This window comes from Aquimarina algicola, from assembly GCF_006443095.1.
Classification (GTDB): Bacteria; Bacteroidota; Bacteroidia; order Flavobacteriales; family Flavobacteriaceae; genus Aquimarina; species Aquimarina algicola.
In genome coordinates this window covers 575,542-591,210 of sequence record NZ_VFWZ01000002.1, presented here as the reverse complement: position 1 = coordinate 591,210, position 15,669 = coordinate 575,542, and the positions used below count along the sequence as shown (strand labels likewise).

Here is a 15,669-nt window from a genome sequence, read left to right as displayed (position 1 = left end):
AGATCATAAGAATTTTTAGTATCAAGTATCATTTGTCTATTTTTTTCTGAATCTGTTCTTTTTTTATTTTTTTAAGAATTATTATACCAATAATAAATAACGGTACGAACATAAGAAGAGGTATCGCATATCCTAAAATCTGCTCTACAAAAGAAGCTTGTATTTGAGGTTCTGTCTCAATTTCTACAGAATTATTCATGCTTGGGAGCGAGTTGAATAAGAAGAAAAAATTAATAAGTCCATGTGTAATGGCTATAGGGATTAGCTTATTTGTTTTTAACAAAAGTACACCAAAGAAAAACCCAATAAATACAGCATACACAGCTTGCACAATTACTTGAGGAATATTGGGATTGACCATTAGGTTGAGAAGATGAGAAACTCCAAAAAATATAGCAGGATATAAGACCATAAAAAAGAGACTATTTTTCTTAGATATATATTTTTGAATAAAAAGAGATTGTAGAAGACCTCTAAACATGAACTCTTCTGCAAAACCAACAGATAAACAAGCTAACAATAATAGGAAAAGGTTTGGTATTTGGATTACTGTTAGGTTTTTGCCCATAAAAGATGAAATGCCAATTAAAAAAAGATAAGCAGGGATTACATTAAGTAGTTTAGATGTCCATTTATAATTAAAGGATAAACCGGATAAAGACCGTACCTGAAATTTTTTAATACCTATTAAGCTAACGACAAAAATCATTGACATTTTGAGTGTTAATGCGATATACTCAATTTGAAATGATGAAAAATAGTCTTCTGTCAGAATTTGATTAAATGGTATTTGCATAATTAAACCGATGATAAGTATTATAGATATACCAATGGCAAAAGGAGAGATGTTTTTCATATACTAGAATTTTATCTTCTGACGATTAAGCTCGGGTAATGTTACAATGCCGGATTGTCAAGTTGCGGTTCGCTGTTGAATATGTAAGGTTGAATTTTTCGAGAAGAACTGCTTAGGTTTTAGTTATAACTTTCAAAAAAATGTTATTCTTGAACTAGAATTTTTGATGAAAGAGACTATTTTTCCTGTAGTGATACTAAAGAAGAATGTTATTATTGGGGTAGACAAAAAGAGCTAGGTTTTTAAGGTGTACTCTCTCTTAAAATAATTTTAGTGTCAAGCGTTATTACTTTTTTTTGATGGTTGATGTTTTCAGGCTCACTAAGCTGATTAATTAATAATTCAGCAACTTTTTGCCCCATTTCAAAACTTGGTTGGGCTACGCATGTAAGAGAGGGGACAAATACATCCGCTAAGCCTAGATCTCCAAATCCTATCACCGAAATATCTTCTGGAATTTTGTATCCTAATTTAAGAAGGGTTTTCATAGTGAGTAAACCGTAATTATCTGTACAGGTAAAAACCGCATCAGGTTTAATTTGAGGTGAATTAAAAAAAGAGTTGATTTCGATATTGTCTGATTTGCGGTCTAGAGAATTACAATGTAAAATTAAATTTTGATTCATTGGGATATTATAAGTATTGAGTGCTTCTTTATACCCTTCAAAACGATCTTTGAAAACTTTTTTCTCTTTGGCCCCTCCTATAAAGGCAATCTGTTTTTTTCCTTTTTTAATAAAAAACTCTACAGCAGAAAATGCTGCTTTTTTATCATCAATCAGGACATGGTCAGCCCCGTGCATTTCTTCTATAATATTATCGAATAATACCACAGGTATTCCTGCATTGATTACATTTTTGATATGCGAGAATGTTTTTGTTTCATGAGTAGGAGATAATATAATACCATCTACCAAGCCTCTTTCAAAAGAAGCAAGGTTTTCGACCTCAGAATCAAAAGAATTTCTTGATGAACTTATTAAAATCTTGTAATTATGTGTGCTAACATAGTGATCAATGCCTCTACAAACTTCGATAAAAAAAGGTTCATCATATCTTGGTATAATAACACCAATGATATTAGTTTTTCCAGAACTCAGACTTTTTGCAATTTGGTTGGGCATGTATCCCATATCATTAGCTGTTTGAATAACTTTTTCACGAGTACTCTGCTTTACTCTAGGATTTTGATCCAAAGCTCTAGAGACAGTAGCAATAGATAAATTAAGCTTATTAGCAATATCTTCAAGTTTTATACGATTTTTTTTGAATCCCACTATAATTTAGTTAAAAAATTGTTATTAAAACTTTAATTTTAGTAAAAAAACAATAATACAAACGTTTGTTTTTTTAAAACTAAAGGATTGTTTTTTGGTTTTGTTAATAGTTTAGTAATTTGTAATAGTTATACGTAAATTTTGAATATTTGATAATGAAATATGTTCAAAATTGAATATCTTTAATAAAGAAATCTTCTTAAAATTTGACTTTATTAAAAATGTATTATAACTCACTAATTTAAGATAAATAATATTGTATCTACTATACAAATGTTGTTTAAAATGCAGTAAGAATAAAAGTAAAGTTGTTTTATAACTAGAAAAACAATTGAAATGGTTCATATTCTAGTTGATTTGATGTTTTGTTTAGATATGCTGAAGTACACAATTATTAATTAAAAATCAAATTTTAATACTCATAATACATTTATAAAATCTTAGTATGTATCATGAGTGTTGAGATTAGAATAACAAATATGTTTATAGTAGAAAGCGTAAATAATTTTTGTTTGTTAGTAAAGGAGTTTCTTTGAAAAGAGACTTCTTGTATTTGTAATCTATGGGACATTCACATTTTTTGTAGCTAGATTTTGTTATGTTTTTTATTATATAGTTGCAGAGTTAGTCAAAATGATAAAGAAGGCATGGATGTTCCATGATTACAATTCAAAAAAAGTATTTAAAACAAATAGTAACTAAAAATAATTCAAATTAAAAATCAAACTCTATATTATGAAAAGTATGATACTTAAAAAACTCATATATCTTCTGGTATTTTTACAGGGGAGTATGGTGTTTTCTCAGATTACGGTTTCAGGGGTCGTAAATGATGCAGGAGGACCAATTCCGGGAGTAAATGTTCTTGTGAGGGGAACAGCAAACGGAACTGTCTCCGATTTTGATGGAAAATACGTTCTTGAAAATGTTCCTGAAGATGCTGTTTTAGTATTCAGTTATGTAGGATTCAAAGCTCAAGAAATAGCAGTAGCAGGGCAAACTACTATTAATGTGACAATGGAAGAAGATGCTGCAGAACTTGAGCAGGTAGTTGTTGTAGGTTATGGTACAGTAAGGAAAAAAGACATTACAGGAGCAGTAGCAACAGTAAAACCAGAAGACTTCAACCAAGGGGTACAAAACTCTCCAGATCAGCTAATACAAGGTAGAGTTGCCGGAGTACAAGTTACTGCTGCGAGTGGAGAACCAGGTGCAGCCAATAATATACGGATTAGGGGTACATCTTCTATTCGAGGAGGTAATAATCCATTAATTGTTGTAGATGGAGTTCCTTTGGATGGAGGTAATACCAGTGCAGGAACAGATGTTGGAACAGGTCGTTCTTCTGCAAGAAACCCTTTGAACTTTATTAATCCAAATGACATTGCTAGTATCGACGTATTGAAAGATGCATCCGCCACCGCTATTTATGGATCAAGAGGATCAAACGGTGTAGTAATCATTACTACCAAAAAAGGAAAATCAGGAAAACCACAACTAGATTTTTCTTCTGCCATAAGTGTATCTTCTATTGCTAATGAATATGATTTATTAGATGCAAGTGGGTTCTCTTCTGCGGTTAATGCTATAGGAGAGCCAGGTCTTGATTTTGGACAAGATGTTGATGCTTTAGATGAAATATTGAGAACAGCAATTACTCAAAATTACAATTTGAGCTACGGAGGCGGTTCTGATACAGGTAGATATCGATTCTCATTATCATTACAAGATCAAGAAGGGATTATTAAGAATACTGGACAGGAAAAATATACAGGAACACTTAATCTTACAGAAAAATTCTTTGACGAAAAACTTCAAATCGATACAAAATTAATTACTTCATTTATAAAAGATGAAGCTACCGCACTTGCTGAAAATGCAACGGCTGAAGGAGATTTGATAATATCAGCATTACGTTGGAATCCTACCCGTTCACTCTTTAATCCTGATGGGAGTTTTTTACAATTCAATGATAATCCACGTAATCCACTTGCATTCTTAGAATATTATACAGATTTGGCAGAAACGACTAATATTTTAGGAAATTTGTCAGCGACATATAGTTTTACAGATGCCTTTAGTTACAAATTTAACTTTGGTGTCGGTAGAACAGAATCAAAACGTAGAATAGGGATTTCAAGATTAATGCAAGCCAACTTTGTTAATGGAGGTATTGCAGATATACAAAATATATTTACGTCTAACTTGTTATTTGAACACACACTTAATTACAATAAGCAATTAAATGATGCTGTATTTTTGGACGCTGTGGTAGGATATTCTTACCAGCAGTTTGAACGAAGGGGAGATAATCTAAGGGTACAAGATTTTTCTATAGATGATCAAAATCTATATATTAATAATGTAAACTTCGGATCAGAGCGACCTGCTCCGACTCTTAATTCTGATAATACATTATCAGGAGGAAACACTTCTTTCTTTGATCCTAATACAGAATTACAATCTTATTTTGGTAGAGCAAATGTGACCTTATACGATAAGTACTTGATAACAGCTACATTAAGAGCAGATGGCTCAAGTCGTTTTGGAGATGATGAGCAATATGGATATTTCCCTTCTGCAGCAGTGGCATGGCGACTTTCTCAAGAAGATTTTATTCCGGATACGTTTAGTGATCTTAAACTAAGAGTAGGATATGGTCTTACCGGTAATCAGGAATTCCCTTCGGGTTCCGCTCAAACACAGTTTACTCCAGACGGATCAGGAGGTATTGTACAATCTACAGTGGGTAATCCAAATTTAAAATGGGAAAGTACCGTACAAATCAATGCAGGTATTGATTTTGGTTTTTTGGATAACCGAATAACGGGGTCAGTTGATTATTACCAAAGGACGACAGAAGATTTGTTATTTAGAACTCGAGCTGGACAACAAGCTCCTAATGTATTTATTTGGAGAAATCTAGACGGAGTTGAGGTAGAAAACTCGGGTGTAGATATCGCTATAAATGGAATTATCATTGATAATGAAGATATAAGTTGGGAAGTAGGTGTAAATGCAAGTTTCTTAAGTAATGAACTTAATAATGTATCGAGCATATTCCCTGCAGGAATCTTGACAGGAGAACTTAACGGACAAGGATTAACAGGGCAACGTGCTCAGCTATTATTTGACGGTCAGCCGATTAATGCCTTTTACTTACCAATTTGGGAAGGGTTTGACGAGAACGGAGTATCTAGCTATGCTGACTTAGATGGAGATGGGATTGATACCTCTAGTGGTATTACTGCACCGGGAGAGGGAGATAGAGCTTTTGTAGGAGACCCAAATCCGGATTTTACAATAGGGATATCATCAGCTTTTAGATATAAAAATCTTGATGTTAGTGTATTTTTTAATGGAGCATATGGACATCAAATTTATGACAATACTGCCAATGCTATTTTTACTGCCGGAGCACTTGCCGCAGGGGGTAATGTTACAGAACAAGTTGTAGCTTCAGGAGAAGCAAATCAAACACCAAAACCTTCTACACAATATTTAAAAAGTGGAGATTTTCTTAGGTTAAATAATTTAACTCTTGGATATACGCTTAATGGAGATAAAATAGGTAAATGGATCGATTCATTACGTTTTTATGCTACAGGACAAAATATATTTGTAATAACACCTTATGATGGATTTGATCCGGAAGTGAATGTAAATAAAGCAGTTGATGGAGTTCCCTCTTTTGGAATTGATTATTCTACATATCCAAGAGCCAGAACTTTTTCTTTAGGGTTTAATGCAAGATTTTAAAAAAAATGAAAATGAAAAATATAAAATTAATAGGTATCGGATTAGTTGGAGCAATCCTAATGATAGGATGTACCGACCTTGATGAAGAGCTAAATGATTCTGTTAATGAAGCTGCTGGTTTTAGCGCATCAGACCTTCTGGCAGGAGCGTATTCTTCTATGAGAGAACTACAACATGAGCAAGATATATTGGCGTCCTATGTGCATTCTTCAGACGAATTAATTGCACCTACAAGAGGTGCAGATTGGGATGATGCAGGAGCCTGGAGAGATCATCATCTACACTCATGGACAAATACACACCCACATATTGATAAAACATGGAGAGATTTAAACAGTAGGGCATTTAATGCACAATTAGTACTATGCAATGGAGATGCTTCGGCTACTGAGATTGCAGAAGCTACTTTTTTAAGAACCTTATCAGATTTCTTTACTTTGGACTTGTTTGGTGTTGTGCCTAGAAGAGCTTGTAACGAAGATTTATTACAACCGCCAACACAACAACTGGGTAGGGCAGAAGCTATAGATGTTTTTATTAGTGAAATGGAAGCAGTATTAAATGATATGCCTACAGCAAATGGTCCAATTACAGCTACACAAAATGCAGGAAGAATGCTTTTGGCCAAATTATACCTTAATAAAGCGGTGTATAAAGCAACTGGCCAAGATGGAGTCGCGCAACCCGGACCCTATACTTTTGATCCTGTAGATATGACTATGGCAATAAACCACCTTAATGAAATCACAGGGTATTCTCTAGAAGATGATTATTTTAGTAGCTTCACTCCTACCAATACAGAAACATCTACAGAGATTATTTTTGTATCAGAAAACGAATTAGGAGGAGCAACAGGTAATATACGTAACAGATGGCATATGACCATGCATTATAATCAACAACCTAGTGGTTGGAATGGTTTTGTGGCTACAGCAGATTTATACAATCTATTTGAAGATGGAGATGTTCGAAGAAGTACTGACATCCCTGGTTTAACAGATGCCTTTGGGTACAATGCAGGGTTTTTGGTAGGACAACAGCAAGGTCCTTCTGATAAAACACTTACATCTCTCATCGATTTAGAAGACCGCCCAGGGAATCCATTAGTGTTTACAGAAGAAGTAGATATTTTTAGCTCAAATGAAAGAAATGGAATTCGAGTTATTAAATATTTACCAAATTTAGAGCTTAGTGCTGATGCAGATGGAATTTCTTTTTCTAATGATGACGCTCCGGGTAATGATTATGTGTTCTTTAGGTATGCAGATGCTAGGTTGATGAAAGCGGAGGCTATTTTGAGAGGAGGTACTGATACTAACGGAGAATCTGCTCTTGCTATTATCAATGAGTTAAGAACCTCAAGAAATGCATCTATGTTACCTGCTGTTACAGAGTCTGATATTCTTGATGAACGCTCTCGTGAGTTATATTGGGAAGGCTGGAGAAGAAATGATCAAATTCGTTTCAATACATTTTTAGGAACATGGCAAGCAAAAGCAGATGCTTCGCCAGAAAGAGCTTTGTTGATGCCAATTCCGGCAGAAGCACTGGCAACAAATCCTAATTTGACCCAAAATTCAGGGTATTAATTGAAAAATAGTATAATATTGTTTTAAAGTGCCACGTCTACTTATAGACGTGGCACTTCAACATAATTACATGATGTTGACACATTAAATAAGACTACAATGGTCCAAAATTATTTGTAGAAAGAAAGAATAGATAAGTTCAAGTATACTGAGTTTTGTACATTCGTTTTAACTTTAGAAAAAAATAATCCATTATGATGAGCCGTATATTTTGGCTGTTAAATATTGTAATATTTGTTTCATGTAAACAGAATACAACCGAAACAAAGTCGCCAGAAGAAACTTTAGAACAAAATCTTTTTTCAAAAATAGGGTTCGAGAAAACGGGCATTGATTTTACAAACCAAGTAACTAACACAAAGGATTTTAATATTTTTAAGTATCGTAATTTTTATAATGGCGGAGGAGTAGCCATTGGAGATATCAATAATGATGGTCTGGCCGACGTGTATCTTACTGCCAATATGGGTAAAAATAAACTGTATCTTAATAAAGGTAATTTTACTTTTGAAGATATTTCTGATACTTCTTCAACATCAGGAGATCGATTATGGTCTACCGGTGTGGTGATGGTAGATATTAATGCTGATGGATTATTAGATATCTACGTTTGTAACGCTGGTAATGTGCAAGGTGATGACCAAAAAAATGAACTGTTCATTAATAATGGAGATCTAACCTTTACAGAGCAAGCAGAAAAATATAACCTCGCTGATAGTGGTTTTACAACGCATACAGCTTTTTTTGATTATGATGGCGATGGCGATTTAGATGCTTATATCTTGAATAATAGTTTTATCCCTGTAAGTAGTCTTGGATATTCTGATAAAAGAGAACTTAGAAGTGAGGATTGGGATTTGCCTGAAGTTTTCAAAGGAGGAGGAGATAAATTAATGAGAAATGATAATGGTGTATTTGTAGATGTGAGCGAACAAGTAGGGATATACGGAAGCCTTATTGGTTTTGGCTTAGGAGTAACTATAGGAGATGTAAATAATGATTTGCTACCTGATATCTATGTTTCGAATGATTTTTATGAAAGAGATTATCTATATATCAATAATGGAGACGGTACTTTTACGGAAGATATAAAGAATAAAATGCCTCATATCAGTCTAGCTTCAATGGGAGCAGACATGGCAGATTTGAATAATGACGGTAAACCAGAAGTGTTTGTAACAGATATGCTTCCTGAAGCAGATGAGCGTCTTAAAAACACAAGTGATTTTGAACGTTTTGATGTCTATCAACTCAAACAACGCAAAGATTTTTACCATCAATATATGCAGAATACACTTCAATTTAACAATGGAGATGATACATTTTCTGAAATTGCTTTTTATAGCGGGGTAGGTAATACAGACTGGTCATGGGGAGCCTTATTATTTGATATGGATAACGATGGGTATCGAGATATATATGTTTGCAATGGAATTTATCATGATCTTACCAATCAGGACTTTATGGATTTTTTTGCTGCAGAAGTATATCAAAAAATGGCAATTTCCGGGGTAAAAACAGCTCAAGACTCTATTATTAATAAGATGCCAAGTGTTCCTCAGGTGAATTATGCATTCAAAAACAATAAAGACCTTACTTTTTCTAATGCTTCTCAAGATTTTGGATTTACAGAACCTAGTTTTTCTAATGGTGCGGCATATGGCGATCTAGATAATGATGGTGATCTTGATTTGATCGTTAATAATGTAAATATGCCAGTATTCGTATATCAAAATAATTCAAATAATAATTTTATAAGAATCAAATTAAAAGGAGCTGAAAAAAATACATTTGGAATCGGTAGTATAGTAAAAATATATAAAGATCAAGAAGTCCTAAGACAAGAATTAATTCCATCAAGAGGATTTCAATCTTCTATTGATTACACTATGACTTTTGGATTGGGAAAAGCAGAAAAAATTGATTCAATACATATCATTTGGCCTAATAAAAAAATCCAGAGAATTAAAGAAACTCAAGTAAACCAAACGCTATCGATTGATATAAAAGAAGCTGCTGAAATATATAATGTTCCTCAAAGAAAATCAAAACTATATTTTGAAGAAATAAAGTCTGATATGGTTGCTCATCAAGAAGATGTATATGTAGATTTTGATTATGAGGGATTGATACCCAAAATGTTATCAAAAGAAGGTCCTGCGATAGCTGTAGGAGACGTAAACGGAGATGGTAAAGAAGATGTATATGTTGGAGGTGCAAAAGGGCAGGCAGGAATGTTATATATTCATAAAAAAGGAGGGAAATTAGTCAATACCTCTCAGAATAAAACCCCTTGGACTGATGAAGAAGAAGCACTTTATGAAGATACAGCGGCTATTTTTATAGATATTGATAATGACAATGATCTAGATCTGGTAGTCGCTTCAGGCGGTAATTTCGCACAAACAAAATCATCGCAGTTCAATACAAGGGTGTATAGCAATGATGGAAAAGGTAATTTCTCAAAAGGACAAACAATTATAAATGACAGTAATACTGCTGTTATAGCACCATGTGACTTTGATGAGGATGGGGATATAGATTTCTTCTTAGGTAATATAAGTGTACCGGGAATCTATGGGATCAATCCCAAAAATCAACTTTTAGAAAATGATGGAAAAGGCAATTTTAAAAATGTGATCGAATCTAAAGCTTTTAAAGCTCAGGATGTAGGTATGATTACTGATGCAACTTGGAAAGATATAGATGGTAACGGCAAAAAAGATCTTATCCTTGTAGGAGAATGGATGGCTCCCAAGATATTCAAAAATAACGGAAGAAGACTTAGTCCCCTTGCCAGCAAATTAGATCACGTTACTGGATGGTTTAATGCCATAAAGGCCGAAGATTTGGATAATGATGGAGATATAGATTTGGTATTAGGAAATCGAGGACTTAATGCTATGTATAAAGCAAATAAAGAAAACCCGGTAAAGCTTTATATCAATGATTTTGATAATAATGGTACTATCGAACAAATTTTTACACAAACAATAGATGGTAAAGATGTTCCTGTTCACTTAAAAAAAGAACTTACCAATCAAATTAATGTTTTGAAAAAGCAGAACTTAAAATTTTCAGAATACGCAACAAAATCAATAGATGAATTATTTTCTGCAGACGTATTACAAAAGGCAATTGTAAAAGAAGTAAATACATTTGAGAGTATTATCGCGTACAACAATGGTAAAGGTGACTTTGAAATCAAAATACTACCTGTAGCAGCACAATTATCATGTATTTATGATATAGAAGTTTATGATTTTAATAAAGATGGTATTCAGGATCTGATTTTAGGAGGAAATAATTACGAATATAAACCTCAATTTTCTCGCCTAGATGCCAATAGAGGTACTATTTTGATGAGTAGTGCCGCACAACAATATTCAGATCAGAAAAATACAGGTTTTTTTATTGAAGGGCAATTAAGGGAACTACATTGGATCAAAAGCACCTCTGGAGATCGATATTTGATTGCCGGATTGAATGATAAAAGCCCTAAATTGTTTACATTGAAAAAATAAATAATAAAGCACCCCCGGCATTCACACATGAAAAAAATATTTTTTTTAGTAAACGTATTCGTATTTGCTGCTTGTACCCAACAAAAGATAAAGCAAGGGGAACTATTTGAAAGCGTATCATCAAAAACGACTAATGTTACTTTTCAAAATACACTCACTCCATCAGAAGATGTAAATATTCTTGATTATCTATACTTCTATAATGGAGCTGGTGTAGCAGTAGGCGATATCAATAATGATGGTTGGGTAGACGTATATTTTGCTTCAAATCAAGAAAAAAACAAATTATATCTCAATAAAGGAGATTTTACTTTTGAAGATATTACCAAAAAAGCCGGAGTCGAAGGGACTTCTGATTGGAATACAGGAGTAACTATGGCAGATGTAAACGGCGATGGGTTTCTGGATATCTATGTGTGCGCTGTAGTGGGGATTCAAGGGTTGGATGGAGTAAATGAATTATTTATTAATAATGGAGATGGTACATTTACAGAACAAGCAAGTCAATATAAGCTAGCCTTTGACAACTATTCTTCTACAGCGGCTTTCTTTGATTATGATAATGACGGAGATTTAGATTTGTATTTACTTAATCATGCTATACATACTCAGAATTCTTTTGGCAAAGCTTCAATACGGTATAAAAGAAATTATGAAAGTGGAGATAAACTTCTTCGCAACGACGATAATGTATTTACAGATGTAAGTGAAGAAGCGGGTATTTTTGGAGGAGCCAATGGATATGGTTTGGGCATTGCTACAGCCGATTTTAATAATGATGGTTATCCGGATATCTATATTAGTAATGATTTTCATGAGGATGATTATTACTATATCAATAACGGGAATGGTACATTTAATGAACAGTCAAAAGATAAATTTGGACATACCAGCCGTTTTTCTATGGGGAGTGATGTTGCAGATATTAATAACGACGGTTTTTATGATATTTTAACTCTTGATATGAGCCCGGAGGATGAAAAAGTTCTCAAAGCTTCTGTAGGAGATGAAACGATAGATATGTTAAATATGCGGATACATCAATTAGGGTATCACTATCAATTTACACGTAATATGCTTCAGGTGAATCACTCAGGGAAGTTTTTTTCAGAAACTGCCTTACTTAGTGGTGTGGCAGCAAGTGATTGGAGTTGGTCTGCCTTATTTTCAGACTATGATCAAGATGGTCATCAAGATATTTTTATTTCTAACGGAATCCCAAAACGGCCTAATGATCTGGATTATATAAAATATATTTCTAATGATAAGATCAAAGACAAATTAACCAAAACAAAATTAGTAGATCAAGAAGCATTAGACCTGATGCCCTCGGGAGCAGTTCAAAACTACATTTTCAAGGGCGAGAAAGGGATTCAGTTTACAAATCAATCACAAAAATGGTTGCCAAATGACACAATAATTGCTACCGGAAGCGCATATGCTGATTTTGATAACGACGGAGATATTGATATTGTGACAAACAATATAAATGCTCCAGCTACTTTTTACAACAATACAACCAATGAAAAAGCTAATTATCTTAAGTTGAAGTTTTCGTACAAAAAACCGAATGCTTTAGGAATTGGAACTAAGGTAATTTCATATCATAATGGGATTTCACAATACAAACAGCTATTTACGGCAAAAGGATTTCAATCTTCTTCAGAAGCTATAATACACTTTGGTTATGGAGCGGTAGAAACTGTAGACTCACTCAAAGTTATTTGGCCCGATCAAACCATACAAATTGCAGAAAACATAAAAACAAACCAAACACTTACGATTAAAGTATTGCCCAAAAGACAATCTGTAGATTATAACGATGTATTCCCCAAAAATGAAGGATGGTTTAAAAAGATAGATAGTTTACCGGGGTTAACATATACGCATGAAGAGAATACATACCTTGACTTTAATCGTCAGAAATTGATTCCGTATAAAATTTCAGATAAAGGCCCTGCCACTGTAGTAGGAGATATCAATGGAGATGGTAAAGATGATATTTTTTTCGGAAGTGCTAAAAATAAAAGGTCTCAACTGTTTTTTCAAACCTCAAAAGGTTTTGAAGAACAAGGATTAACCATTTTTGAAGCAGAAAAAACCAAAGAAGATGTAGTTGCCATTATTGAAGATTTTAATAACGATACTCAAAATGATCTTCTTATTGCATCTTCTGGAGGAGAATTCTATGGACAATCAGAACAATTAATAGATCGGTTATATCTTACTACTAATTCAGGTTTACAAAAAGCACAATTTCCAGAATTATATGAGCATGAATCGGTAATAAAATCTTATGATATTGACCAAGATGGAGATCTGGATCTTTTTGTTGGTGGATATGTCGTATCTAATGATTTTGGAAAACTCCCCAACTCATATATTTTGATAAATGATCACGGGAATTTTACAGTACAAAAGAATGATGAATTGCAAAACGTCGGAATGGTCACAGATGCTATCTGGAGTGATTTTGATGGAGATCAAATCAAAGACCTAATAGTTATAGGAGAGTGGATGTCTCCTCGTTTTTTTAAAAATACAAAAGGAAATCTTATTGATGTTACTGAGACCATGATCACTCAAAAAATAAATGGTTTATGGCAATCAATACATCAATTTGACGTCGATGGTGATGGCGATTTAGATTATATGTTGGGTAATTTTGGATTGAATACAAAGTTAAAAGCTTCACAGGAATTTCCACTCAAAATGTGGTATGCGGATTTTGATAATAATAAAAAAACAGAAACGGTATTAGCAATTCCAAAAGGAGAAAAATACTATCCTGTTCATGGATTGGATGAGCTATCAGGGCAATTGAATTTTTTGAAGAAAAAGTTTACAACCTATGCTTCTTTTGCAGGAAAAACAGTCGATGAGATATTTGAGAAACAGGTATTGGATAAAGCTATTCTTTTTGAAGTACATCAATTAGCATCCGGATATCTCAAAAACGATGAAGGTAATTTTACTTTTATTCCTTTTGAAGATGTATTACAAGTATCACCTATCACACAAATGCTAGAGTATGATTTTAATAAAGATGGTACAACTGAGATGTTAGTGGCAGGTAATCATTTTGGGGTAATACCATATCATGGTCGATTTGATGGTTTTTCTGGTGCTATTGTACAAAAAGGAGGAAAAATTAGTACAGGAGATCAACTCAATATTAATTTAACTCAGAAATTAGTGCGAGGACTAGATATTGTTAATTTTGACGATAAGGACTATTTGTTAGTCACTATAAATAATGCAAAACCAGAAATGTATGAGATGGTTAGAGAATAAAAAAAGAACAAATATGTATAAAAGCCTAATAATGGGCTTTAGTCTCATCGTTTTTACTTCTTGTCAACAAGAACCAAAGACAATAGAAATATCTACGGATCAATATCATGCGGTGGTAGGTCGACTTACAGCAGTGATGGTACATGATATTTTTTCTCCTCCGGTAGCGAGTAGAATCTATAATTATCCCAATATTGCTGCTTATGAAGTTATCAAACATCAAAATAAAGATTATGTAACCTTATCAGGCCAATTACATGGTCTTAGTCATGTTCCTCAACCTGATACTACACAACAAATTGATTATAAGGTAGCTGCAATAGTAGCTTATCTTGACGTAGGTAAAGCGCTAGTTTTTTCTGAGGATAGGATAGAAACTTATAGTGATAGTTTGTACGGGTCATGGCAGACGATCAATAAGAAGACTTTTGAGGATTCAAAAGCATATGGTTTATCGGTAGCGCAACATATTAAAGAATGGTTGGCTAAAGATAATTATGCGCAAACGCGTACAATGCCAAAATTTACGGTCAATACAGAAGATCCTTCGCGTTGGCAACCCACACCTCCGGATTATATGGATGGTATAGAGCCACATTGGCGTAAAATTCGGCCTTCAATTATAGACTCTGCAGCACAATTTACACCTCATAAACATCCGGAGTTTTCTCTTGAAAAAGAGTCTCCTTTCTATGTAGAAGTACTAGAAACCCATCAAGTAGGAAAAACAATAAAAGAAGAAGGAGAAGGTTCTGAAAAATTAGAAATTGCACAATTTTGGGATTGCAATCCTTATGTTTCAACTCACAAAGGACATCTTATGTTTGCTACCAAAAAAATTACACCGGGAGCACATTGGATAGGAATTTGTAAAATAGCCTGTATAAAGGCCAATGCAGATTTTGCAAAAACCATATATGCATATACCAAAACGAGTATCGCAATTTCAGATGCATTTATAAGCTGTTGGGATGAGAAATACAGAAGCAACTTAATCCGACCCGAAACATTGATCAATCAACATATTGATGAAAACTGGGAGCCCGTCTTGCAAACCCCACCTTTTCCAGAATATACAAGTGGTCACTCTGTCGTTTCAGGAGCGGCGTCTACTGTACTTACAGAAATTTTTGGAGATCAATTTGCATTTGATGATGATACAGAAGTACCCTATGGACTACCAGTACGATCTTTTACCTCTTTTAATACAGCAGCAGATGAGGCGGCAATAAGTAGACTTTATGGAGGGATTCATTATCGTTCTGCAATAGACTTGGGACTAGAACAAGGGCGTAATTTGGGTAATTTTGTCATAAATAGATTAAAAATGACTCAGAATCACTCAAAAGTAGTGGGTAATCCATAAAGTA

7 protein-coding genes are annotated in these 15,669 nt (G+C 33.7%); 5 read left to right on the top strand and 2 right to left on the bottom strand.

All coding sequences use genetic code 11. From position 1 onward, the window contains the following. Nucleotides 1-28 precede the first annotated feature (28 nt). Both FHK87_RS06505 and FHK87_RS06500 read right to left on the bottom strand, forming a co-directional pair. Nucleotides 29-856: a CPBP family intramembrane glutamic endopeptidase gene (locus FHK87_RS06505; RefSeq protein ID WP_140591734.1), complete on the bottom strand. Its 828-nt coding sequence runs from the start codon at nt 854-856 to the stop codon at nt 29-31. A 242-nt stretch (nt 857-1,098) separates the two neighbouring features. After that, nucleotides 1,099-2,133 (bottom strand): LacI family DNA-binding transcriptional regulator, encoded by a 1,035-nt coding sequence (locus tag FHK87_RS06500; protein ID WP_140591731.1) that lies wholly within the window; start codon nt 2,131-2,133, stop codon nt 1,099-1,101. A gap of 735 nt (nt 2,134-2,868) precedes the next feature. On the opposite strand from FHK87_RS06500, the gene FHK87_RS06495 reads away from it, so the two are divergent. The 5 genes from FHK87_RS06495 (at nt 2,869) to FHK87_RS06475 (ending at nt 15,665) form a co-directional block, all read left to right on the top strand. Continuing rightward, on the top strand, nt 2,869-5,892 hold the full coding sequence (locus tag FHK87_RS06495; RefSeq protein ID WP_140591728.1) for a SusC/RagA family TonB-linked outer membrane protein: 3,024 nt from the start codon (nt 2,869-2,871) through the stop codon (nt 5,890-5,892). Between the two features lie 11 nt (nt 5,893-5,903). Further along, a complete protein-coding gene (locus FHK87_RS06490) occupies nt 5,904-7,481 on the top strand; it encodes a RagB/SusD family nutrient uptake outer membrane protein (RefSeq protein WP_226294121.1) in 1,578 nt (525 codons plus the stop codon). A gap of 194 nt (nt 7,482-7,675) precedes the next feature. Next, complete coding sequence (locus FHK87_RS06485) at nt 7,676-11,005, top strand: FG-GAP-like repeat-containing protein (protein ID WP_140591723.1); 3,330 nt, start codon at nt 7,676-7,678, stop codon at nt 11,003-11,005. 27 nt (nt 11,006-11,032) lie between these two features. Next, nucleotides 11,033-14,299, top strand: coding sequence for a VCBS repeat-containing protein (locus FHK87_RS06480; RefSeq protein WP_140591719.1), 3,267 nt, complete (start codon nt 11,033-11,035; stop codon nt 14,297-14,299). Further along, the gene (locus tag FHK87_RS06475) at nt 14,280-15,665 is read left to right on the top strand and encodes a vanadium-dependent haloperoxidase (protein ID WP_226294120.1); all 1,386 of its coding nucleotides are present in this window, start codon (nt 14,280-14,282) and stop codon (nt 15,663-15,665) included. The genes FHK87_RS06480 and FHK87_RS06475 overlap by 20 nt, the downstream gene beginning before the upstream one ends. Nucleotides 15,666-15,669: the final 4 nt, after the last annotated feature.